The sequence below is a fragment of the Streptomyces sp. NPDC001750 genome (assembly GCF_042892615.1).
GTDB lineage: Bacteria > Actinomycetota > Actinomycetes > Streptomycetales > Streptomycetaceae > Streptomyces.
In genome coordinates this window covers 222,075-243,070 of record NZ_JBIAUE010000009.1, presented here as the reverse complement: position 1 = coordinate 243,070, position 20,996 = coordinate 222,075, and the positions used below count along the sequence as shown (strand labels likewise).

The following is a 20,996-nucleotide window of genomic DNA, read 5'->3' as shown; positions in this document are numbered from 1 at the left end:
TCGTGGTCTCCTCACGGGTCGTGTGGGCCGTCCGGGTCGCGACCGGGCGGCCTTTTGCGTGTCAGGCGGCGGTCTTGGTGGGCGTCGCGGGGGAGTGGTGGCGGGCGTACCGGCGTTCGGCGAGCTGTATGCGCGCTTCGGCGTCGGGCGTGAGGCGCCCCTCGGCGCGGTCGCGGGCGATGCGGTCGAGGACCTGGCCGAGCACCCGACGAACGCCAGCAATGGCCGTATCGCGGGGGATGGCGTTGCCGGTCATGCCGCCTGCCCGGTGTCGGGGATGAGCAGTGCGGCGGCCGGGATGCCGTAAGCGGCCTGAACGGCAGCGGTCGTTTCGGGACCAGGGCGGCCACGGCCGTTCCACAGGCGCCACGCGGTCATGGGGTGCAGACCGAGCTTGCGGGCGACGGTGGACGGGCGGCGGTGGCCGACGGCGGTTGCTGCGGTGCGCAAGAGGGTGCGGTCGTACTGAGGCATGGTCGTTCCTTTCGAGCACGATCGTCTTCTCGTGCTCGATAAAAACGTAGCATGGTTCGTGTGAGCACGAAACATATGGGGGAGTTGTGGGGATCTTGTGTTGCGCCCCTTGGTGGCGCGCCCTACAAATCGAACACTCGCCCTGCGCGTGGTGCAGGTCAGCGGTAATGTTCACTTGCGTGTTCGAATAAAGTGGGCATACGGTGTTGCACGCTCCGTACGCACAACGTCACAGAGGGGGGTGACTGACATGTCGAATGGGGGTGCTCGTCTGTCGCCTTGTATCTCGCGCGCGATAAAGTCTGCGCATGACAACAGGCCGACGCCCCACATTCGCCGCGTGGCTTACCGAGGAAATGCGCCGTCGCGGCTACGACCTCACGGAGCGGGGGGCGCAATCCCGCTTTGCGCGGGACGCCGGGATCAACCCCGCCATTCTCAGCAGAACCCTCCTTGGGAAAGCCACGCCCGACATCCAGACATGCAGGGCCCTCGCCCGCGTACTCGGCTACACCGTCCCGCACGTCCTCGTCGCTGCCGGCCTCATCACCCATGACGAGGTCGACACGCTCCCCGAACCGAGGGAGTACAGCCCGCGTGACCATGTCGCCGCGCTTGTCGGCAACGACGCTGCCGCGCAGGAAGCCGTCATCGCTCTACTACGCGCCCTGAAAAAGTGGGCGCCCTAAAGAGGTGCACATGTCCATGAAATCCGCCGTCGTCGCCACCACCGCCGTCATAGTGGTCGTCATCGGCCTCACCATTCAGGTCACCGCCTACGTCCTCAACAACGGCGCTCAAGCCCCCTGCGCTGCCGGGCTGGTCGTGACCATCGTCGGATTTCTTGGCCTGTTGGCCACCGCGCCCGCGCTCTTGACGGCGGTTCGTACCGCCGCATACGACGCCGCTTATCTCGCCTGCCTCGCCGACCGCGAGTACAACCGGACCGCCACCGCGCCGCCGTCCGCACTGCTCCGCCACATCGACCGCCGCGCCCAGTAGCTCAGGCGCGGACAGCATCAGGCCCCGGACGCCCTGCGCCCGGGGCCGAGTCATACCCGCAGAAAGGACTACCGCTGTGCCGCAACAGCCTCGACCACAGCCACCCGCAGACGGCACCCCCGCCTACATCGGCTACATCAGGGTCTCGACTTGGAAAGAGGAGAAGATCAGTCCGGAGCTGCAAGAGACGGCGATCCGCGGGTGGGCGGACCGCCGCGGCGTTCGACTGCTAGAGCCCCTGGTCCTCGACCTCGACGCCACGGGCCGGAACTTCAAGCGCAAGATCATGGGCGCCATCCGACGTGTGGAAGCGGGCGAGGCACGCGGCATCGCCGTATGGAAGTACAGCAGATTTGGTCGTTCCCGCGACGGTGTCTCCGTCAACCTCAAACGCCTGGAAGACGCAGGCGGGCAGCTCGAATCCGCTACCGAGGAAGCCGATGCTCGAACCGCTACAGGCCGACTCCAGCGCGGCATCCTGTTTGAGTTCGCCGCCTACGAGTCAGACGTACGCGGCGAGCAATGGCGCGAAACGCACGACCACCGCCGGTACAAGCTCCATCTTCCGGCCTCCGGACGCCCCCGCTTCGGATACATCTGGACACCGCGCCGCGTTCTCGACCCTGCCGAACCAACCGGGTGGAAGCTGCAAGAGGAGACGTATACGGCCCATCCAGAGGCCGGGCCAGTCATGGCCGACCGGTACCGACAGTACGTCGACGGGGCCCCGTTCTACACCTTGATGGCCGATCTGAACAGCGCTGGTTGGCGCACCGTACGCGGCAACACGTGGTCGCAACAGACGCTGATGCGGTACATGGATTCGGGGTTCTGCGCCGGTCTGCTCCGCGTCCATAACCCTGCCTGCCAGTGCCCCCAGGAGAAGCGCAGCAACTGCAACAACACACTCTTCATACCCGGCGTTCAAGAAGAACTGATCGACGCCGAGCTGTGGCAGATGTACCGCGAGCGGCGCGACACGGTGAAAACCACCCCACCCAGGGCAAGACAACCCCTCTACCCCTGCACCAACCTGATGCGTTGTGGTGGATGCCGCGGCACCGTTCCCGCCCAGTCCGCGCAGCGAACATCCGAGGGGGTGATCACCAACATCCGTGGCTACTCCTACGCGTGTGGGCGCCGGGGCATCACGGGCACGCACGGATGTTCTGGGGTGTGGGCCACACGCAGCCACGTTGAAGACGAGGTGCACAGATGGGTTGAGCGTGAGGTGGCCCCGGCGGCGGACGCGGCCGGCCCGATTCCAGTGCCGCGTACAGCTGAGGTCGACCAGAGGGCAGCAGCCGCCCGAGAGCGGGCCCGGTTGGAGGCGGAGTCGAACCGTCTCGCGGACGGTCTCGCGAACCTGCGCGCCGACCACGCCATGAACCCCGGCGACTACGGGCCTGGCGAGTACGAGGCGGCGCGCGACAAGATCAGGCAGCAGCAGGCCGCCAACACAGCAGCAATGGAACGCGCGTCAGCTGTCGAATCCGAGCCGCACCGCGCCGACTACGGCCCGCTGCTCATGGCCCTTCTGGACGCCTGGAATGAGATGCACAACTCGGAGAAGAACTCCATGCTGAAGCAGGTGATTCGGCGGGTCGTTCTCGTACGAACGGACGGCACCGCAAAGGTCGAGATCCACCCAGTGTGGGAGCCTGACCCCTGGGCCGCGACACTCGTCGTGGCCGCAATGTAGGAGCATGTTTTGTACACAGTGACCACCGCCAATGTAAACGGGCTCCGTGCCGCCGCCAAGAAGGGATTCGTCGAGTGGCTGGCCGGGACCGAGGCCGATGTGATCTGCCTCCAGGAGGTACGTGCCGAGCCGCGGCAGCTGCCGGACGAGGTGCGTGACCCCGAGGGCTGGCACACCGTGCACGCCCCCGCGGCCGCCAAGGGGCGGGCGGGTGTCTCGCTCTACACCCGGCGTGCGCCGGAGCGGGTGCAGATCGGGTTCGGCGGTTTCGGCCCCGCCGGGAGCGAGGAGTTCGACGCCAGTGGCCGCTACGTCGAGGTCGATCTCCCCGGTGTGACGGTCGCCAGCCTGTATCTGCCCTCCGGCGAGGTCGGTACGGAGCGGCAGGAGGAGAAGGAACGGTTCATGGCCGCGTTCCTCCCGTACCTGAAGGACCTCAAGGACCGGGCCGCCGCCGACGGGCGCGAGGTCGTGGTCTGCGGCGACTGGAACATCGCCCACCGCGAGGCCGATCTGAGGAACTGGCGGGCCAACAAGAAGAACTCCGGCTTCCTGCCCGAGGAGCGGGAATGGCTGACCCGGGTCTTCGACGAGGCCGGGTACGTCGACGTCGTACGGGCCCTGCACCCGGACCAGGAGGGGCCGTACTCGTGGTGGTCCTACCGCGGGCGGGCCTTCGACAACGACGCCGGCTGGCGGATCGACTACCAGGTGGCTACGCCGGGTCTGGCCGCCCGCGCGGTCAAGGGCTGGGTCGAGCGGGCCGAGACGCACCCGGAGCGGTGGAGCGACCATGCCCCGGTGACGGTGACCTACGACCTGGCGTGAGCGGACCTGGCGTGAGGACGGGCCTGGTGTGAGCGGATCCGGCGTGGGCCGGGGGCGTCGAACGCCATGGGCCTGGCGCCCCGGGGCGGAAACACGGTCCGGAACGCGGACCGGAATCGTGAACCGGAACCGCGGACCGGAGTCGCCGCCAGGAGTCGGGACCAAAGGGGCGGAACCGCGGACTCCTCTTTTGCGTCGTCCGTTTCCGTGCACCCTTTCCCGCTTGTCCGTTCCGCCCCTCCGTTCCCGGCCGGCCGTCTTGGGGCGTGCCGTGATCGCCGCGCCCGGCCGCGCCCCCGTTCCCGCCCGTTCGCGGTGTTCCGGTCCGCGTGCCGGGGCGGCGGCGGGTCAGGGCGGCGTGGGCTCCCGGTCCGCCGGTGGCCGGTCGGGGGGCTCGCGGCGCAGTCGGCGGTCCAGGGCCATGGACAGCTCGGCGTCCATCACCGCGCGGGCCAGCGGGCGGAGCTGGGGCGGTTCGGGGGCGTCGGTGCGCGCTTCGAGCACGTTCACGAAGAGGTCCGCCAGGGCGTCCATGTGTTCGCGGACGCGGCGGCCGGCCGCGAGGACCGTGGCGAGCGGTACGCCCTCGCGCACCAGTTCGGCCGATGCCTCCAGCAGGCGGCGGCTGATGTGGACGATCTCGTCGCCGTCGGTGGCCAGGTAGCCCAGCTCCAGCGCGGTGGCCAGGTTCTCCGGGGTGGTCTCGCCCTCGAAGTAGTCCGCGAGCTGTTCGGGCGTCATGCGGACCGGGGTCTCCTCGGTCGGTTCGCCCAGTCCCAGCACCTCGGCGACATCCCGTCCGCTCTCGAACGTGCGGGCGAGATCGGCGATCCCCGTGAGGGTGTGGCCGCGCTCCAGCAGGCCCGCGATGGTGCGCAGCCTGGCCAGGTGGTGGTCGTCGTACCAGGCGATGCGCCCCTCCCGGCGGGGCGGCGAGATCAGGCCGCGCTCCCGGTAGAAGCGCACGGTCCGCACGGGGATGCCGGCCTCCTTGGCCAGCTCCTCCATCCGGTACTCACGATGATCGCGTCCTTCAACCACATCCGCACCTTACGTCGTACCGACGGTAACTTCCCTTCGCCGTACCCCTACCCATCGGTACGGAGCTGTTCTAGGCTCCCATCGCGCCAGTGATTGCTGGCGGAGTCGTGTGACGTATCGCGGGAGGCGGCAGCATGACCCAGCACGAGCACGTAAGAGTGGCGGTGATCGGATCCGGATTCGGCGGCCTCGGGGCCGCGGTCCGGCTGCGCCGCGAGGGCGTCACGGACTTCGTCGTCCTCGAACGGGCCGACTCCGTGGGCGGCACCTGGCGCGACAACAGCTATCCGGGCTGCGCCTGCGACGTGCCGTCGCACCTCTACTCGTTCTCGTTCGCGCCCAACCCCGAGTGGCCGCGCACCTTCTCCGGGCAGGAGCACATCCGCGCCTACCTGGAACACGTGGCGGACACCTTCGGGCTGCGTTCGCACATACGGCTCAACCACGAAGTAACGCTCATGCGGTGGGATCGCGAGGAGCTGTACTGGCGGATAGAGACGGCCAACGGGGCGACCTTCACGGCCGACGTCGTCATCTCCGCGACCGGCCCGCTCTCGGACCCGAAGACGCCGGACATCCCCGGCCTCGAAGGGTTCCCCGGGCGGATCTTCCACTCGGCGCGCTGGGACCACGACTACGACCTGACCGGCAAGCGCGTCGCGATGGTCGGTACCGGCGCCTCCGCCATCCAGATCGTGCCCGCGATCCAGCCCAAGGTCGGCCGGATGACGCTGTTCCAGCGCACCCCGCCCTGGGTCATGCCGCGCATGGACCGCCGGATCAGCGGTGCCGAGCGCTGGCTTCACCGCACGCTCCCGATCTCCGGAACCGCGCGTCGCGGACTGCTGTGGGGGATCCGGGAGCTGCAGGTGAGTGCCTTCACCAAGCACCCGAACGAGCTGGGTCTGGTCGAGAAGATCGCCCGGTCCAACATGGCGCGCGCCATCAAGGACCCCGTGCTGCGGGCCAAGTTGACCCCCTCCTACCGCATCGGCTGCAAGCGGATCCTGCTGTCCAGCACCTACTACCCGGCTCTGGCCCGGCCCAATGTCGATGTCGTGACCTCCGGCCTGGCCGAGGTGCGCGGCTCCACGGTCGTCGCGTCCGACGGCACGGAGGCCGAGGTCGACGCCATCATCTTCGGCACCGGCTTCCACGTCACCGACATGCCGATCGCCGAGCGGGTGGTGGGCGCGGAGGGCACCACGCTCGCCGAGGCGTGGAAGGGCGGCATGCGGGCGCTGCGCGGCGCGACCACGGACGGGTTCCCGAACTGGATGACGATCATCGGCCCCAACACGGGTCTCGGGAACTCCTCGATGATCCTGATGATCGAGTCCCAGCTGAACTACATGGCCGACTACCTGCGCCAATTGAACGTGCTCGGCGGCCGGGTCGCCCTCGACGCGCGCCGCTCCGCGGTGGACGTCTGGAACCGTCGAGTCCAGCAGCGGATGAAGCGCACCGTGTGGAACACCGGCGGCTGCGACAGCTGGTACCTGGACGCCAACGGGCGCAACACCACCGTCTGGCCGGGCACCACCACCGAGTTCCGGAAGGTGACGCGGGCGGTGGACCTGGGGGAGTACGAGGTCGTACGGGCCCGGGAACGCTCCGCCGGAGCGGGTGCCGTCGTCGGGGCGGTCGCCGCCGGTGCGCCGGGGGTGGCCGCCGCCTCCGGGGCTTTTGGAGGTTCCGCGGCGTCCGCCATGGCGGGGTCCGCCGGGAAGAAGGCCGCGGGATGAGCCGGCTGCTGCGGGGCGACGGCGTCGCCCCCGTTCCGATACGCACGCTGACCGCGCTCTCCGCCGACGGCGCCCGTGTCCACGTCGAGGTGCACGGTCCGGACGGCGCGCCCGCCGTGGTCCTGTCGCACGGCTGGACGTGCAGCACCCGCTTCTGGGACGCGCAGATCAGGGACCTCGCGGTGGATCACCGCGTCATCGCCTACGACCAGCGCGGGCACGGCCGTTCGCCCGAGGTGGGCCGCGAGGGGTACAGCACGGAGGCGCTCGCCGACGACCTCGAAGCGGTGCTGGCCGCCGCCCTGGAGCCGGACGAGAAGGCGGTGATCGCCGGGCACTCCATGGGCGGCATGACGGTGATGGCCGCCGCGCGGCGGCCCGGTCTGCGTGCCCATGCGGCCGCCGTACTGCTGTGCAGCACCGGCAGTTCGCGGCTGGCCGCCGAGTCGCGGGTCGTTCCGCTGCCGGCCGGGGGCGTGCGTGACCGAATACACAGGGCGATCCTGCGTTCGCCCGCACCGCTCGGGCCGGTCACACCGTTGTCACGGCGGATGCTGAAGTACGGGACGATGGCACCGGGTTCGGCTCCGGATCGGGTCGAGACCTGCGCCCGGATCGTGCACGCCTGCCCCCGAACGGCGAGGCGGGCCTGGGGGCATGTCCTCGCGGACCTCGACCTCGACGCCTGCGTACGGGAGTTGAAGGTGCCGACGGCGGTGATCGTGGGTACGGAGGACCGGCTGACGCCGCCCGCGCACGCCCACGCCCTCGTGGCGTCGCTGCCCGGCTCCCTGGGACTGACCGTGCTGACGGGGATGGGGCACATGACACCGGTGGAGGCTCCGGAGGCGGTCACCGCGAAGATCCGGGAGCTGATCATCGCGTACGTCCCCGCGGGCGGCACGGATGCCGCGCGCGGCGGGACTCGTACCGCGGCGGGGGACGACGGCACGGCCGAGAAGGAGGATGTGGCATGAGCGGTGCACGGAGTCTCGAAGGGCAGGTCGTCGTCGTCACGGGCGCGGCGCGCGGCGTCGGCGAACTGCTGGCGCGCAGACTCTCGGCGCGCGGCGCGAAGCTCGCGCTGGTCGGCCTGGAACCGGACGAGCTGAAGAAGGTCTCCGAGCGGCTGCACGGAGACGGCGACCACTGGTTCGCGGACGTCACCGACCATGAGGCGATGGCCCGCGTCGCCCAGGAGGTCAAGGAGCGGTTCGGGAAGGTCGACGTCGTCGTCGCCAACGCCGGGGTGGCGACGGGCGGTCTGTTCGTCGACTCGGACCCGGAGGCGTGGCGCCGGGTCATCGAGGTCAACCTGATCGGCGGCGCCGTCACCGGGCGGGCGTTCCTGCCGGTGCTCATGGAGAGCCGCGGGTACTTCCTCCAGATAGCCTCGCTCGCCGCGATGACGCCCGCGCCGATGATGACCGCGTACTGCGCGTCCAAGTCGGGCGTGGAGGCGTTCGCGCACAGTCTGCGCGCGGAGGTCGGCCACCGCGGGGTGCGGGTCGGGGTCGGCTATCTGTCCTGGACCGACACGGACATGGTGCGGGGCGCCGACGAGGACGACGTGATGCGGGAGTTGAGGCAGCGACTGCCCTGGCCCGCGAACCGCACATATCCGCTGGGTCCGGCCGTCGACCGGATCGTGTCCGGTATCGAACGGCGTTCCGCGCATGTGTACGCGCAGCGGTGGCTGCGGGGGATGCAGTCCGTACGCGGCTACCTGCCGACGCTGATCGGGGTCGTGGGACAGCGCGAGATGCGCCGGTTCGGGCCGCGCCTGGCGGGCGTGCGGAGCGGGCTCGTGGGCGCCGGGGGAGCCGCGGATCAGGACGCACGGGCGGTGCGCGCACGGCGTGACTGAGCGTGACTGATCGACATGCGGCGGGTGTCGGCGCGTGCGACTGTGGTCGAGGTCCTCACGGACCGCCCCCACGCACCCACGAGGAGTGAACAGCATGGGCATCGCAGACCAGTTCAAGGACAAGGCGCAGCAGCTCGCCGACCAGGCCAAGAAGAAGTCGGACGAGGGCCGCAACGAGGAACGCGGCCAGGGCCGCGGCCGGACGGGGCAGGGCCGGGACCGGATGCAGGGCACGTCCGACCGCTCTCAGCAGACGTCGCAGCGGGGTCGTGACAGGCTCCAGGACGCGGAGAACGACATCCGCGACCGGCGCCGCGACGACCGCTGACGCCACGGCCGCCGGAGCGGCGAGCGCTGACGCGTCCCCGACTCGTCGGTTTCGGACTTCTCGGCTTCGCGACTTCTCGATCCCGCGACTTCGCGGGTCGGCGGGTCGGTGGTCCGTGAGTCCGAGCGTCGTCCGCGAGTACGCGCGTTGTCCGTGAGGGGTGTGCCCGGGAGACCGGGCGCACCCCTCATGCGTGTGGTCCGCCAGGCCGAGGTGCCCGCCGGTCACGGGCAGCGGACCACCTGCCCCGCCCACGACAGCCCGCCGCCGAAGCTGAACAGCAGTACGGGCGCGCCGGGGGAGACCTCGCCGCGTTCGACGAGCTTGGCCAGGGCGAGGGGGATGGAGGCGGCGGAGGTGTTGCCGGAGTCGACGACGTCGCGGGCGACCACGACCCCTTCGGGCAGGGCGAGTTGGCGTACGACGGAGTCGATGATGCGCAGGTTCGCCTGATGGGTGACGATCGCGCCGAGGCCGTCGGGGGCCACCCCGGCCCGGCGGCAGGCTTCCGCGGCGAGCGCGGGGAGTTCGGTGGTGGCCCAGCGGAAGACCGTCTGGCCCTCTTGGGCGAAGTGCGGATGCCAGTCGTCGACGAGCCGGACCGCGTCGCGCCGGGTGGGGTCCGAGCCCCAGACGACCGGACCGATGGAGTCGTCCTCGGCCGCGCTCACCACCGCCGCCCCGGCGCCGTCACCGAGCAGGACGCAGGTGCTGCGGTCGGTCCAGTCGGTCACGTCGGACATCTTCTCGGCGCCGACGACCAGGGCATGCCGGGCGGCCCCGGCACGTACCGCGTGGTCGGCGGTGGCCAGCGCGGTGCAGAAGCCGGCGCAGCCGTTGTTGAGGTCGTAGGCGACGGCGGCCGGGATGCCGAGGCGGCCGGCGACCTGGGCGGCGATGCTGGGGCAGCGGTCGATCGCCGAGCAGGTGGCGACGGTGACCAGGCCGATCTCCCGCGGGGTGAGCCCGGAGGCGGCGAGTGCCTTGCCCGCCGCGGCGGCGGCCAGGTCGGCGACCGACTCCTCGTCCGCGATGCGGCGGGTGGCGATCCCGGTGCGCTGCCGGATCCACGCGTCGTCGGTCTCCACCATCGTGGCGAGGTCGTCGTTGGTCAGCACACGGTCCGGCTGGTGGTGGCCGAGCGCGGCGATGCGGGCTCCTGGCATGGCAGCTCCTTGGTGGGCATCAGGATGCCGCGAATATAGCGAACGACCGATCGGAAGTTAAAACGCGGCGCACGGCGTGCCCCCGGATACCCTGGAACTCATGAGCCCGCGCAATTCCGTCGTCGAAGCCCGCAGGACGCGGGACCGGATCATCGAGCGCAGCGTCGCGGTCGCCTCGGTCGAGGGCCTGGAAGGGCTCACGATCGGGCGTCTCGCCGCCGACCTCGGGATGAGCAAGTCCGGCCTGCTCGGCCACTTCGGCACCAAAGAGGTGCTTCAACTCGCCGCCCTGGAGCGGGCGTCGGTGATCTTCCTGGCGTCGGTGTGGGAGCCGGTCGCCGACACCGGGCCGGGGCTGACCAGGCTGCGGGCGGTCTGCGAGCGGTGGATCGACTACCTGGAGCGCGAGCGGGAGGCGTTCCCCGGCGGCTGCCTGTTCACCACCGCGGTGGTCGAGTTCGACGGCCGCGCCGACGGGCCGGTCCGGGACGTGGTGGAGCGGCTGTTCCGCATCTGGCGGCGCCGCCTCGTGGTGGACCTGCGCCTGGCGGTACGGGCGGGCGAGCTGCCCGCCGACACCGACCCCCGCCAGATCGCCTTCGAGCTGATCGGCCTCTACATGGGCCTCAACCACGCGATCCAGCTGGAACGGGACCCGCAGGCCCCCGAACGCACCCGCCGCGCCCTCGACCGCCTGCTGCCGACATCCTGAGCGGACGGCTCCGGGGCCGGGCCGTGCGGGACTGCCCCCGACCGCCGGTTCACGGCCGGGGCCCGCCCGTCACCGAGGTGTCAGGAGCGATCGTCGGCGGTGGACGCCAGATCGCTCGGATCGGTGTTCGCGCCGCACAGGACGACGGCGATCCTCTCGCCCTCACTCGGGCGGTAGCCGTACGGGGCCGACGCGGTGAGCGCGGCCAGGGCGGCGGAGGCGGCGTGTTCGACGGCGACGCGGTGCTGGTCCCACAGCGCCCGGCGGGCGTGGACGATCTCGCTGTCCGGTACCAGGACGGAGCGCACGTCCTCCTGGCGGGCGGCGTGCAGGGCGAGCGCGGTGGCGCGGCGGGCGCCGAGGGAGTCGATGGCGACCGAGTCGACGGGCACGTCGACCGGGGCACCGGCCTCGACGGCGGCGTTCAGCGCCCGGCAGTTCTCCGGTTCGACGGCGACCGTACGGATTCCGTGGTGCCGGGCGGCGGTGGCGACACCGGCGAGCAGACCGCCGCCGCCGACCGAGACCACCACGGTGTCCAGGCCGGGGATTCGGGCGTGAATCTCCTCCATCAGGGTCCCGGACCCGGCGGCGATCAGCGGGTGGTCGTACGCGTGCGAGGCGAGGGCGCCGGTCGAGGTGGCGAACTCCGCACACGCCTCCAGGGCTTCGGCGTACTCCGCGCCTACGATCCGTACGTCCGCGCCGAGTTCGCGGAGCCTGGCGACCTTGACCGCCGGGGCGAGCGTCGGCAGGAACACCGTTGCCCGCACGCCCTGTTGCCGCGCGGCCCAGGCGCAGGCGAGCCCGGCGTTGCCGCCCGAGGCGATGGTCACTCCCGCGTCCGGCAGGGTGCCGGCCTCGCGGTGGGCCTGGATGAAGTTCTGTGCGCCGCGCGCCTTGAAGGAGCCGGTGTGCTGCAGGAACTCCAGCGCGAACCAGACGTCCCCGAGGGGAGCCTCGGACTTGCCGTCGGAGGCACCGAGGTATGCCGTACGGACCGTTCCCGGGTCGACGGGCGCGACGGCGACCGGGCGGACGTGTCCGGTGATCCGGTCGGTGGCGGCCTTGATGTCGTCGTACCTGAGCTGCTGCACTTCGTTGCTCCTGCCGGGAGGGGGACACGGGCCGGTGGGACGATCCGGTCGGCTCAGTAAAACAGGCTGTCGGAGTACGTGTGCGCCGGTCACGCCACGTGTGCCCGGGTCGCTGTCACGTGTGTGCCGGGCTGAGCTCGGCGTACTGCTGCGCTGCGGTCCCGTTCACCGGATGCGGTTGCGGTACGCGCGAGGCGTGGTGTTCCAGTGGGCGCGGAAGCGGCGGGTGGCGTAGCCGGGGTCGTGCCAGCCGACGGCGTGGGCGGCGGCCGCGATGGTGGTGTCGGTGGTGCGCAGCAGGTACGCCAGCCGTTCCGCTCTGATCCGCTGGAGGTAGGCCATGGGCGAGGTGCCCGTGTCGGCGCGGAAGACCCGGGCGAACTGAGAGGGGGAGAGCGACGCCTCCCGTGCCAGCGCCGTGAGGGTCCAGTGCTCGTCGATCCGGTCGTGGAGGAGCGAGATCGCGTGGGCGACGCCGTGCCGGTAGTGGGTGACCAGGTGGGAGGCGGTGGTGGAGCGCCGGTGGTGCGGCGGCGGGCGGACGTCCGCGTTCCGTCCCAGCTCGTCGTTCTCCAGGGCCGGGGCGAGCACGGCCAGCAGGTCGAAGAACCGTGCCAGGCGGGAGAACAGGCTCTGGCCGTTCGCCTCGACGAACCTCTCCAGGGGCTCCTCGGTCCTCCGGTGAATGGCGGGGTCCAGTTCGAGGGTCATGGCCGACGCGCTGCCATGGCGTCCGACGCCGGGGTGCAGCAGGGGGCCGATGCGCGGGAGGTCGGCCAGCCAGGCGAGTTCGCAGGCCAGCAGCGAGCTGGAGAGATACACGTTGGTGATCGCCAGATCGCCCTCGGGCTCGGTGGCGTGCCAGCTTCCCGGGGCCAGGACCACCAGGCTGCCCTCCCGCAGGGCGGTGACACCTTGTTCCGTGTGCTGCTCGGCCCGGCCGGACCGGACGAACGCGAACTCGGCGAAGTCGTGCGAGTGCGCGCAGACGGGGCGGCTCACCGTAGTGCTTTCGGCGGCGAGAGCGATCTGTCCGGGCGGGAAGACGTCGGCCTCCAGCATCGTCAGCACATCACCACGTCCCTTCCTCTCCCCCCTCCCGATCCAACCTTCTTCGAGCGCCGCGTGCCGCGTGCGCGCAGCCCTGTACGAGGTATGAGGTACGAGGCACGCGAGGCACGAGCGAGGGGCGGCCGTCACTCGTCGACGGTCATCTCGTCCACGTCCTGCCGAGTCAGCTCGGCGCCCGCGGTCATCGCCTCACGGACACGGGCGAAGAGGTTGCCCTCGAACTCGTCCGTGGCCATGGTCCGCCGCCAGTAACCGACGACCGGGGAAGCGCTCTTGGCGAACCCGGCCCGGGTGCGCAGGTATCGGCGGAGCGCCTTGAGGCTGGAGGACTCCCCGGACACCCAGACGTGCTCGGTGGCCCGGCGGGTCAGTTCGTCGCATACGGCCGAGACGAGCACGTCCCCGGCGTCCGTCCCGTGCGGGGCGTGGACCCACCGGCAGGCGGTGTCGCTCAGCGACTCGGCGAGCGGTACCTCGTCGTCGTGGTCGCATGCCAGCAGGATGATGCGGATCGACGCGTCGGCACCGAGTTCTTCGGCGAGGGTCTCGATGGCGGGCAGCGATGCCGGGTCGCCGACGAACAGGACGTCGGAGGCCGTGGGAGGGAGCTGTCCGTTGCCGTCCGATATCCCGATGGCGCTGCCGGGCTGCGCGGTGGCGGCCCAGAGGGCGGCCGGGCCGTTCTGGTGGATGGCGAAGTCGATGTCCACCTCGCCGGACTCGGGCCGGTGGTCACGGACGGTGTAGGTGCGGACGATCGCCGGCCGGGCGCCTTCCGGGTACACGAACCGCAGGTTCTCGTCGATGCGGGGAAGAACGAGTTCCGCGCCGGGCTCGGCGGGCAGGAAGATCTTGGTCTTCGCCGCCGCGCCCGAGGTCCGGAAGCCGCGCAGCCCGGGGCCGCCGAGGGTGACGCGCACGAAGCGCGGCGCCAGCTGGGTCCTGGCCACCACGACGGCGCGGTGGACGCGGTAGCGGGGCTGCTGCTCGGCAGTGGAGGACTCGACGGTGTCGGTGGCGTCGGCGGTCTCGGGGGTCCTGGTGGCCTCGGCGGGGGACGCGTCGGTCAGTGACATGGGAGGGCGGTCCTGACTGGTCGGGAGGTGGCGATACCTCGTAGGTTAATTAGGTTTGCCTTACCTACCTAGCGTGCGGGATGTTCGTGGTGTGCGGCCAGGACGGACAGCGCGCGATCCAGGACGATCGGCGCATCCATGCCCGTGCGCTGTGCCATGAGGCGCGGGATTCGCCCTCGGGGCGTCTTCGTCCGCTCCGCGTGTCGACCCGCAGCCCGCCGGGATGTCCTCCCGCTCACCGCCGCTTGTCACTGGCCGGATTCGCGGTGCGCCGCGCGCTGCATGAGCCGCACGAGGGCGGCGAAGCCGCATACGAGAAGGACGTTCGCGACCGCTCCCGTCGCGAACAGTGGCAGTGAGTCGAACAGGCTCGGGTCGGCATCCGGGGCCGTGGTGTCCAGCGCTTCGCCGAGAAGGGTGAGCGGCAGGTACGACAGGGCGAGGACGGCCAGGTGGACCCCCAGGAAGGTCGCCAGTAGCAGGACGTACGCCAGGATCTCCGGTTGGCCCATGGCGTCGAACGCGACGGAGGTCACGGAGACGAGGCCGACGTACCAAGCGGCCGGAACGACGAATCTGATCCTGCGGTGTGAAGTGTCCGTCTGTGTCATGGGGGACGCCCGCCTTCCTGGAGGGGAGGGTTCGGATCCGGACTCGGGGGCAGCGTGACCGGGCCCCTGTGGAGAGGGGCCGCACGTTCTGCCGTTATTGAACATGTTCAATTCCGGGTCTTCAAGCGGGCGGCGGCGGAGGGTCCGGCCGGGTGACGGGCCGTCGGTGCTCCGTGGACGGCTTCGGCCCCGCCCCTGTCCGGTGGACAGGAGCGGGGCCGAGACCGCTCATCGGGCCGAATCGCGTCCGGCTACGGCCGGGTGGTCGTCCGGCGTCGCTTCCACCACACGAGGCCGCCGCCGAGTGCGGCGAGGGCCGCGGCGATCGCGGCGATCAGGCCGACGGGGGTGTCGGAGCCGGTGTGGGCGAGGTTGCCGTCCGGGTCCTTCGGCGGGTTCTGGCCGTCGCCCGCGCCGCCGGTGGGCGGGGTCGTCGGCGCCGGCGCCGGGGTGGTCGGCTTGTCGGTGGGCTTGTCCGTCGGGGTGGGGGTCGGTGTCGGAGTGGGCGTCGGGGCCGGGTTGTCGTCGTCCCCGATACGGGTTCCTCCGCCCAGGTAGAGGGTGTCGGTGTCCCGGTACGACGTGTCGTCGGACTTCAGGGAGTTGTGGGTGGTGTTGTCCAGGTCGCGGTTCTCCGTCTGGAAGCGGACCTTGGTGATGTTCCGCTTCGGCGACTTGGAGAAGTCGACACCGCCGACGCCCTGGGTGAAGGTCTTGCCGTCGTACTTCAGCTCGAACCACTCGACGCCCTCGCGGAGGGACTTCATGTACCGGTCGTAGGTGCCCTGCTTGGTCCACTTCTCGTTCGGGGCACGCAGCGGCCAGGCGGAGACGTCGTTGGAGTCGATGAACGGACGGAAGTCGGTCGGCGACTTGGCGTCCTGCCGGCGGATGTACTCGGCCGCGACGCGGGAGGTGTAGACGCGGCGCAGGTCGGCGTAGTTCGCGCCGGTGTTGACCCGCTTGGACACCTCGGGCATCACGTTGGTGCGCAGGTTGGCCTCGCTGAAGCGCTTCTCGGCCTCGGTGAAGGTGCAGTTGTGGGCACCGGGGGCGGACCAGTCCATGTCCATCCACTCGGTGGACACCTTCAGCGGCGCGTCCAGGATGTAGATGCCGCCGTCCTGCTCACGGACCTGGGCCACCTCCGGCTCGATCCACAGCCGGACCTCGGGGAAGCACGGGATGCCGTCCTCGCGGGGCTGGGTGTCCCAGAAACGGCGTGCGCCCGCGTGCTTCTCCGGGTTGATGGCCTCGGCGAAGTCGAACTTCATGTCCAGGTCGGCGTCGAGAAGGATCCGCCCGGCGTCGGTGGACGCGAACTTCGAGTCCATGATCTTGTCGGGCTGGTCCGGGTTGAGGTTGACCCAGAACTTCTCCGGCGTGAGCGCCAGCCACGTGAACAGGGCGTCGGAGGCGAGCTGCATCTTGGCCTCGCCGCCGAAGCCCGGGTTCTCGTCCGGGTCCGGCATCATGTCGGCCTTCATCGAGTACTGGATGCCCTTGCCCTTGCCGAGACCGCCGACGTAGCGCAGCTCCAGGGTGGTGAAGTCCACGCCGCCGGGTCCCCCTCGGGGAAGGGTGCCCCGGGTGTCGAGGCGGCGGGCGTCGGCCTGGATGCGCCGGGCCTCGTCCAGCGTGCGGCCGGAGCCGTTGATCCGGTCGTTCAGCGGACCGCGCGTACCGCACGACGAGGCGGCGGCGATTCGGACACGCGCACTGCCGCCGGTCTGGCAGCCGGGGGCGAACGAACCGTCGTTCCTGCTGTAGCCGGGGATCGGAGTGGTCTTGCCGACGGGGTTGTAGAAGCGCTGGTTGCCCCGGACCTGGTTGGACGTGCCGGGCCGGTCCTTGACGACGTCACGGTTGAGGTCGGTGATGTGCTGCTGCTGACCGCGGGTGAACCTCTTCGCGCCGGTGAAGCGGAAGGTGTGGTCCGGCATCGACTTGGCGACGACGCGGTCCTTGGCGAGCTGCTTGGGGTCGAGCCGCGAGTTGGACTTGAACTCGTTGAACTCCTTGGTGCGCTTGTTGTAGGCGTCGTACCGGCGTTCGCCGACCTTGTTGCCGTCCTTGTCGAAGAGTTCGACGTAGTACTCGCAGAGCCAGTCGGGGCCGATGAGCTTGTAGTCCTTGACGAGCTGGCGCTCGAAGCCGGAACCCTTGTGGTTGTTCGTCTGATTACGTATGTAGCGGTGCTTGAACCAGTGGTCGAACGTCAGGCCCTCTGCGTTCGCGAGGAAACGGGCGTAGATCTCCATGGCCCGGTCGGCGGGCTTGCCGGAGGAGTCGGCCTGCTTGGTCCAGGCGTCGACGTTCTTCTTCAGGTCGCCGGGGACCTTGGACAGGGCCTGCTTCGTCTGGGCCGCCGTGGGCGCCCTCAGTCCGTCGTAAGCCTTGCCGGGGAGGTCGAATTCGTAGTTCTTCGGCAGTTCATCGGACTTGTGGAGCAGCCCGGACGGGTCGTCGGGAAACCCGGAGTCCCGTGGAGTGGTCTTGGCGGCCGGGAGGCCGTTGCGGGTGTCGCAGCGCTTGCCGGTGCCCGGCTTGGGTTTCGCCAGGACGGGCGGACCCGCCGCGTAGGCGGTCTCGACGGCGGGCAGTCCGGTCAGGGCGACGGCGGCGGCCAGTGTGCCGGCCGCGGCCCATCGCACGGTCAGCCGCCACCGTGCGGGAATGCGTAATTTCCGGTTCAAGGTGCTTTGTCTTCCCCTCGGTTGGGGGCCGGGGGATGTACGGCGGCGCGCGAGGCCCCCGTGACGTGTACGCGCCGTCCTCCCACAGTAGGGGGATCCACCGTCACGGCAAACGCATTCACGACGTCGGCCACGACGTGTCAACTGCCGTGAAAAGAAGGAGATTCGGGCTGGGTTGTGGCGGTCAGACGAAGTACAGGTGCTCCATCGCGCGGACCGCGGACTCGGTGTGACCGACGCGGAACGCCTGGGTCTGTACGTCGGGACGGTTCCAGGGGTCGGCCCGTCCCAGGGCGAGGGTGGCGAGGGCGGACCACTCGGTCTCGTCGGGTTCGTCCTCGTCCAGGTAGAGGCCGGCGTTCTCCAACACCTCGGTGGTCAGACCCAGGGAGGCGATCACGGCGTCGGGATCGCCGCCTATGACGAACGGTTCGTCCCCGGGCCACCCGGAGGCGTGGAACATGGCGCCGTCCGGCAGCCACACGATGTCCTCGGTGTGATCGGCGCCCGCGTGGAAGTGGACGCGGCCGACGACACGGGCGTCGGGGAACCGCTCCCGCAGCGCCTGTGCCTCGTACAGCAGCGGGGTGTCATTGCCATTGTCGGCGAGCGCCGGATCGCAGATCCCCAGGACGTGACCCCACGCGCCGGCCTGTACGACGTCCAGATCGGTGCGCCGGTCGGGGTAGGGCACGTCGAGGGCGGACCGGGGCCCGAGGTCTTCGACGATCGCCTCGACCGTGCCGAAGGAGGCGGCGAACGCCACTGCTCGCGCAAGGTCGTTGGGGGGAAGGGCGTGAGTGCGGCCCCGGAGGTCCGTGTCGAATGGAGGCTGGAGGACGGTGAGGTTGCAGTGCCCCATGGAGCCGCGGACCGTCCGGTCCGGCGGGGAGGTCCAGAATCCGTTGCTGTTCATGGCCGCAACGGTAGTGGCGCGTCGGCGCTTGTACCCGCGACCGAGCACCTACCGATCTGCCGCCCACGCTGGGGAGTTGACGAGTGAGGGGCATACGGAAGGCCAGCGGCTCAAGGCTTCGTGACCACCGGGCGCGAAGTCCTGCCGCCAGGCACCGCCCGGCGGCAGGAGTCCGGGATCAGCAGAAGTAACGCCTCGGCAACGGCCCCGTTCCCGCCCCGGGGCGCGCCCAGGGGCGGTTCACGTCGGGTCGGGGAGGTGTCCCCATCCGGTCCAGTTGCCGTTGCTGTCACGCCAGTTGGCCCACAGCCAGCCGTCGGTACCCTTGAGGACGATGGCGAAGAGATAGGGGCTCACCTGCTGCGTGCGGATGCCGACGCCGCTGCGCCACTCCCCGCCCATGGACGTCCACGAGGTCCAGGTGCCGGAGGTGTTCGTCCAGCGCGTCCACACGGCGAGGTCGGTGCCGATCGCGAATTCCTGCTTCGTTCCGTTCGAGTACGTGTAGACACTCACGCCGTACTCGCAGATGACGACCCCACCGCCGCCCACGTTGCAGTGGCTGAGCGCCTGCGCCGGGGTGGCGGAGACGGCCAGGCCCGCGACGACGGCGGCTGCGAGGAGAGCAGCCTTGAACTTCTTCATCCCGAATCCCTTTCGCTCGAACGCCATGGGTATGAGCCGGGCCCGGTGTGGTCAATCACCGGGCCCGGCTCGTCGGCGCCCCTCCACTCTCCGGCTCACGGCTGACGTTCCGCTCACGTTTCGCTGACGTCCGTGGGTGTTCGTGACCGGGCACGGCTCCCTGCTCCGGTTGGACGTCCCCGTATCGCCACCTTCGGTGACCCGGGAATGGCATGCGCACCCTCTCAGGCGCCGGGCCGCCTCGTCGTCGGCGTCGGGCACCAGCGTCGGTGTGATCGCCGGTCACGCCTGCCGATCCCCGATCGTGGACAGCGGGTGCAATGAGCCGGCAACGTGTTCGCGTCCTCTTCCGGCCTGGTCATCGGGACCACCTCCTTGACACAGTGAAGGCCTCGTCACTGTGTCGAGGTCGAGCGGAACCGGGCCGAGAGACGTCCGGGCATCCTGGTCCGCCGAGGCGGGTGCTCGTCACGTCGGACGAGACACGCGTGGCGACGCCGACGAGTCGGATGCTCCGGTGAGGAAGGCGGCAACATGACGGGGAACGGATGGAGTGCCGGGCGTCGCGCGCGGCGGGCGAGCCAGTGGGCGCCGCGTCGGCCGCGCCTGGTGGGGGCCGGCCTGGGCCTCGGTGCGGCATTGCTGGTAGCGGGATGCGGGCTGGTGTTCGTCATGACGGTGCAGAGCAGGCCGTTGATCGCGGTGCCGCTGTTCCTGGTGGCGATCGTCGTGGGGGCCACGCCCATGTGCGTCAGGGAGGGCCCGTGGGCGCTGGCCCTGGCTCTCTGCCTGATGTTCCTCCTGGTGGTGGCGTCGTTGGGGGTCGGTCAAGCCGTGCTGAACTGGCGCGGCGAAGAGACGCCCGCGACGGTCACCAAGATCCTCCACGTCGAGCGTTCGGCAGGAGCAGGTGAGAGGTACCACTGCACGCTCCGTCTCCCGAACGGCCGCACGAAGTACTTGACCGACAGGGATGCCTGCGGCGCGTCCACCCGCGTCGGTGACCGAGTCCATGTGTATGTCGACCCGTACAACCGCGTGGACTTCCCGAATGCGATGGCGCCCTGGCCCTGGCTCACGCCACCCGTCGTCGGGACGGCCCTCGGAGTGCTCACGGTGACGGCGGCCGTGACGGCGTCCCAGGCGATGAGGAGCTGGCGGCGAACGCGGGGAAGGAGCTGAGCGAACGCGGTGAAGGAGTTGAGCGAATCCGCCGTCCTCGATCAGGCCGGTGAGCCCCGGGGCGTGTTTCACCAGGCTGAGAGGTCCGGATACGGTCATTTCCATCATTTCCTTTTGAACCACCCTTGGGGGGCAACGTGCGAACCCGCACCGCCACTGCCGCGCTGGTCGGTCTGGCCACCGTGACCCTGTTGGGCTGCGACCCGGGCACCAAGGCCCCGCAACAGACCGACACGCCACCGCCCACCGCCGCCGCTTCGCATACGACTCCAGCGGAGCAGGACGACAAGCCTGTCGAGCGGAAGAAGGTGCCGGACTTCGTCGGGATGGGGTTGCAGTCCGCGCAGGACAAGGCGCAGGCCGAAGGGTTCTACGTACTGAAATCCCATGACAGTGCCGGTCGGGGCCGGATGCAGGCGTTGGACCGCAACTGGAAGGTCTGCTCACAGAACCACGCCCCGGGCAAGACCGTCCCGGTCGACACCGCACTCGACTTCGGCGCGGTGAAGCTGGAAGAAACCTGCCCCTCCACGGACCAGCAGGAGCCCGCTCCGGCCGGGAAGTCCATGCCCGACTTCGTCGGCAAGTCCGTCAAAGCGGCACGAGGCGCCCTCGACTCAAGCACCTCGCTCACCGTCAAGGACGCCGCCCGCGACCGCATGGTCCTGATGGAGAGCAACTGGAAGGTCTGCACGCAGGACCCGAAGGCCGGAGCCGCGCTCAACGGCCAGCCCGTCGAGTTCACCGCGGTCAAGTTCGACGAGTCCTGCCCGTAGCCACCCTCGGGATGGGATGGGGTGAAGCGGGACGGCTCCTGAGCTCTCCGGGGGCTCCCGT

The 20,996-nt window shown here is 70.1% G+C and carries 22 protein-coding genes; 11 read left to right on the top strand and 11 right to left on the bottom strand.

The features are described from left to right. Positions 1-61: 61 nt before the first annotated feature. Complete coding sequence (locus ACFYY6_RS17155; protein ID WP_388969209.1) at positions 62-256, bottom strand: hypothetical protein; 195 nt, start codon at positions 254-256, stop codon at positions 62-64. Continuing rightward, the gene (locus tag ACFYY6_RS17150; RefSeq protein ID WP_388969212.1) at positions 253-474 is read right to left on the bottom strand and encodes an XRE family transcriptional regulator; all 222 of its coding nucleotides are present in this window, start codon (positions 472-474) and stop codon (positions 253-255) included. The genes ACFYY6_RS17155 and ACFYY6_RS17150 overlap by 4 nt, the downstream gene beginning before the upstream one ends. Before the next feature lie 308 nt (positions 475-782). Between ACFYY6_RS17150 and ACFYY6_RS17145 the strand changes: the two genes are divergently transcribed. From ACFYY6_RS17145 to ACFYY6_RS17130, 4 genes are all read left to right on the top strand, one after another. After that, the gene (locus ACFYY6_RS17145) at positions 783-1,163 is read left to right on the top strand and encodes a hypothetical protein (RefSeq protein WP_389193796.1); all 381 of its coding nucleotides are present in this window, start codon (positions 783-785) and stop codon (positions 1,161-1,163) included. A 10-nt stretch (positions 1,164-1,173) separates the two neighbouring features. Next, positions 1,174-1,476: a hypothetical protein gene (locus ACFYY6_RS17140; RefSeq protein ID WP_389193793.1), complete on the top strand. Its 303-nt coding sequence runs from the start codon at positions 1,174-1,176 to the stop codon at positions 1,474-1,476. Positions 1,477-1,552: 76 nt separating this feature from the next. After that, a complete protein-coding gene (locus tag ACFYY6_RS17135) occupies positions 1,553-3,178 on the top strand; it encodes a recombinase family protein (RefSeq protein WP_389193790.1) in 1,626 nt (541 codons plus the stop codon). Between the two features lie 9 nt (positions 3,179-3,187). Beyond that, positions 3,188-4,006, top strand: a complete 819-nt coding sequence (locus ACFYY6_RS17130; protein ID WP_389193787.1) for an exodeoxyribonuclease III — start codon at positions 3,188-3,190, stop codon at positions 4,004-4,006. A gap of 348 nt (positions 4,007-4,354) precedes the next feature. On the opposite strand, the gene ACFYY6_RS17125 is transcribed toward ACFYY6_RS17130, so the two are convergent. Continuing rightward, on the bottom strand, positions 4,355-5,014 hold the full coding sequence (locus ACFYY6_RS17125; RefSeq protein WP_389193935.1) for a MerR family transcriptional regulator: 660 nt from the start codon (positions 5,012-5,014) through the stop codon (positions 4,355-4,357). 167 nt (positions 5,015-5,181) lie between these two features. Here ACFYY6_RS17125 and ACFYY6_RS17120 point away from each other — a divergent pair, with 167 nt between their 5' ends. From ACFYY6_RS17120 to ACFYY6_RS17105, 4 genes are all read left to right on the top strand, one after another. Then, positions 5,182-6,792, top strand: a complete 1,611-nt coding sequence (locus ACFYY6_RS17120) for an NAD(P)/FAD-dependent oxidoreductase (protein WP_351624047.1) — start codon at positions 5,182-5,184, stop codon at positions 6,790-6,792. Further along, positions 6,789-7,769 (top strand): alpha/beta fold hydrolase, encoded by a 981-nt coding sequence (locus tag ACFYY6_RS17115; RefSeq protein WP_351518894.1) that lies wholly within the window; start codon positions 6,789-6,791, stop codon positions 7,767-7,769. Before ACFYY6_RS17120 ends, ACFYY6_RS17115 begins: the two co-directional genes overlap by 4 nt. Beyond that, positions 7,766-8,659 carry an SDR family oxidoreductase gene (locus tag ACFYY6_RS17110; protein WP_351518896.1) on the top strand — a complete coding sequence of 298 codons (894 nt, stop codon included), beginning with the start codon at positions 7,766-7,768 and terminating at the stop codon, positions 8,657-8,659. Before ACFYY6_RS17115 ends, ACFYY6_RS17110 begins: the two co-directional genes overlap by 4 nt. A gap of 94 nt (positions 8,660-8,753) precedes the next feature. Beyond that, the gene (locus tag ACFYY6_RS17105) at positions 8,754-8,987 is read left to right on the top strand and encodes a hypothetical protein (RefSeq protein WP_351518898.1); all 234 of its coding nucleotides are present in this window, start codon (positions 8,754-8,756) and stop codon (positions 8,985-8,987) included. Between the two features lie 224 nt (positions 8,988-9,211). Here ACFYY6_RS17105 and ACFYY6_RS17100 read toward each other — a convergent pair whose 3' ends face one another. Then, positions 9,212-10,153 carry a beta-ketoacyl-ACP synthase III gene (locus ACFYY6_RS17100; protein WP_351518899.1) on the bottom strand — a complete coding sequence of 314 codons (942 nt, stop codon included), beginning with the start codon at positions 10,151-10,153 and terminating at the stop codon, positions 9,212-9,214. Positions 10,154-10,253: 100 nt separating this feature from the next. Between ACFYY6_RS17100 and ACFYY6_RS17095 the strand changes: the two genes are divergently transcribed. Further along, entirely contained in the window at positions 10,254-10,865 is a 612-nt protein-coding gene (locus tag ACFYY6_RS17095) for a TetR/AcrR family transcriptional regulator (protein ID WP_351518900.1), read from the top strand. Positions 10,866-10,945: 80 nt separating this feature from the next. Here the strand turns inward: ACFYY6_RS17095 and ACFYY6_RS17090 are convergent, their stop codons facing one another. From ACFYY6_RS17090 to ACFYY6_RS17060, 7 genes are all read right to left on the bottom strand, one after another. Beyond that, positions 10,946-11,962, bottom strand: a complete 1,017-nt coding sequence (locus tag ACFYY6_RS17090; protein WP_351624051.1) for a serine/threonine dehydratase — start codon at positions 11,960-11,962, stop codon at positions 10,946-10,948. Positions 11,963-12,127: 165 nt separating this feature from the next. Further along, positions 12,128-13,024: an AraC family transcriptional regulator gene (locus tag ACFYY6_RS17085; protein WP_351518965.1), complete on the bottom strand. Its 897-nt coding sequence runs from the start codon at positions 13,022-13,024 to the stop codon at positions 12,128-12,130. A gap of 134 nt (positions 13,025-13,158) precedes the next feature. After that, positions 13,159-14,109, bottom strand: a complete 951-nt coding sequence (locus tag ACFYY6_RS17080; RefSeq protein WP_351518902.1) for a siderophore-interacting protein — start codon at positions 14,107-14,109, stop codon at positions 13,159-13,161. A gap of 248 nt (positions 14,110-14,357) precedes the next feature. Further along, positions 14,358-14,720 (bottom strand): hypothetical protein, encoded by a 363-nt coding sequence (locus ACFYY6_RS17075; RefSeq protein ID WP_351518904.1) that lies wholly within the window; start codon positions 14,718-14,720, stop codon positions 14,358-14,360. A 251-nt stretch (positions 14,721-14,971) separates the two neighbouring features. Beyond that, positions 14,972-17,416 carry an LPXTG cell wall anchor domain-containing protein gene (locus tag ACFYY6_RS17070; protein ID WP_386606803.1) on the bottom strand — a complete coding sequence of 815 codons (2,445 nt, stop codon included), beginning with the start codon at positions 17,414-17,416 and terminating at the stop codon, positions 14,972-14,974. A gap of 184 nt (positions 17,417-17,600) precedes the next feature. Beyond that, on the bottom strand, positions 17,601-18,332 hold the full coding sequence (locus ACFYY6_RS17065) for a DUF6333 family protein (protein ID WP_389193782.1): 732 nt from the start codon (positions 18,330-18,332) through the stop codon (positions 17,601-17,603). A 240-nt stretch (positions 18,333-18,572) separates the two neighbouring features. Further along, a complete protein-coding gene (locus ACFYY6_RS17060; RefSeq protein WP_389193779.1) occupies positions 18,573-18,977 on the bottom strand; it encodes a hypothetical protein in 405 nt (134 codons plus the stop codon). Positions 18,978-19,511: 534 nt separating this feature from the next. Between ACFYY6_RS17060 and ACFYY6_RS17055 the strand changes: the two genes are divergently transcribed. Together ACFYY6_RS17055 and ACFYY6_RS17050 are read left to right on the top strand one after the other, a co-directional pair. Beyond that, a complete protein-coding gene (locus tag ACFYY6_RS17055; RefSeq protein WP_389193776.1) occupies positions 19,512-20,159 on the top strand; it encodes a DUF3592 domain-containing protein in 648 nt (215 codons plus the stop codon). A gap of 137 nt (positions 20,160-20,296) precedes the next feature. Beyond that, positions 20,297-20,935: a PASTA domain-containing protein gene (locus tag ACFYY6_RS17050; RefSeq protein ID WP_389193773.1), complete on the top strand. Its 639-nt coding sequence runs from the start codon at positions 20,297-20,299 to the stop codon at positions 20,933-20,935. Positions 20,936-20,996 lie beyond the last annotated feature (61 nt).

Excerpts from the sequence above, each read along its gene's own strand:
- ACFYY6_RS17065 (WP_389193782.1), bottom strand. The coding sequence starts at position 18,332 with ATGAACAGCAACGGATTCTGGACCTCCCCGCCGGACCGGACGGTCCGC.
- ACFYY6_RS17100 (WP_351518899.1), bottom strand. The coding sequence starts at position 10,153 with ATGCCAGGAGCCCGCATCGCCGCGCTCGGCCACCACCAGCCGGACCGT.
- ACFYY6_RS17140 (WP_389193793.1), top strand. The coding sequence starts at position 1,174 with ATGTCCATGAAATCCGCCGTCGTCGCCACCACCGCCGTCATAGTGGTC.
- ACFYY6_RS17125 (WP_389193935.1), bottom strand. The coding sequence starts at position 5,014 with ATGGAGGAGCTGGCCAAGGAGGCCGGCATCCCCGTGCGGACCGTGCGC.
- ACFYY6_RS17145 (WP_389193796.1), top strand. The coding sequence starts at position 783 with ATGACAACAGGCCGACGCCCCACATTCGCCGCGTGGCTTACCGAGGAA.
- ACFYY6_RS17085 (WP_351518965.1), bottom strand. The coding sequence starts at position 13,024 with ATGCTGGAGGCCGACGTCTTCCCGCCCGGACAGATCGCTCTCGCCGCC.
- ACFYY6_RS17075 (WP_351518904.1), bottom strand. The coding sequence starts at position 14,720 with ATGACACAGACGGACACTTCACACCGCAGGATCAGATTCGTCGTTCCG.
- ACFYY6_RS17155 (WP_388969209.1), bottom strand. The coding sequence starts at position 256 with ATGACCGGCAACGCCATCCCCCGCGATACGGCCATTGCTGGCGTTCGT.
- ACFYY6_RS17115 (WP_351518894.1), top strand. The coding sequence starts at position 6,789 with ATGAGCCGGCTGCTGCGGGGCGACGGCGTCGCCCCCGTTCCGATACGC.
- ACFYY6_RS17055 (WP_389193776.1), top strand. The coding sequence starts at position 19,512 with ATGACGGGGAACGGATGGAGTGCCGGGCGTCGCGCGCGGCGGGCGAGC.
- ACFYY6_RS17095 (WP_351518900.1), top strand. The coding sequence starts at position 10,254 with ATGAGCCCGCGCAATTCCGTCGTCGAAGCCCGCAGGACGCGGGACCGG.
- ACFYY6_RS17080 (WP_351518902.1), bottom strand. The coding sequence starts at position 14,109 with ATGTCACTGACCGACGCGTCCCCCGCCGAGGCCACCAGGACCCCCGAG.
- ACFYY6_RS17150 (WP_388969212.1), bottom strand. The coding sequence starts at position 474 with ATGCCTCAGTACGACCGCACCCTCTTGCGCACCGCAGCAACCGCCGTC.
- ACFYY6_RS17060 (WP_389193779.1), bottom strand. The coding sequence starts at position 18,977 with ATGAAGAAGTTCAAGGCTGCTCTCCTCGCAGCCGCCGTCGTCGCGGGC.
- ACFYY6_RS17105 (WP_351518898.1), top strand. The coding sequence starts at position 8,754 with ATGGGCATCGCAGACCAGTTCAAGGACAAGGCGCAGCAGCTCGCCGAC.
- ACFYY6_RS17110 (WP_351518896.1), top strand. The coding sequence starts at position 7,766 with ATGAGCGGTGCACGGAGTCTCGAAGGGCAGGTCGTCGTCGTCACGGGC.
- ACFYY6_RS17120 (WP_351624047.1), top strand. The coding sequence starts at position 5,182 with ATGACCCAGCACGAGCACGTAAGAGTGGCGGTGATCGGATCCGGATTC.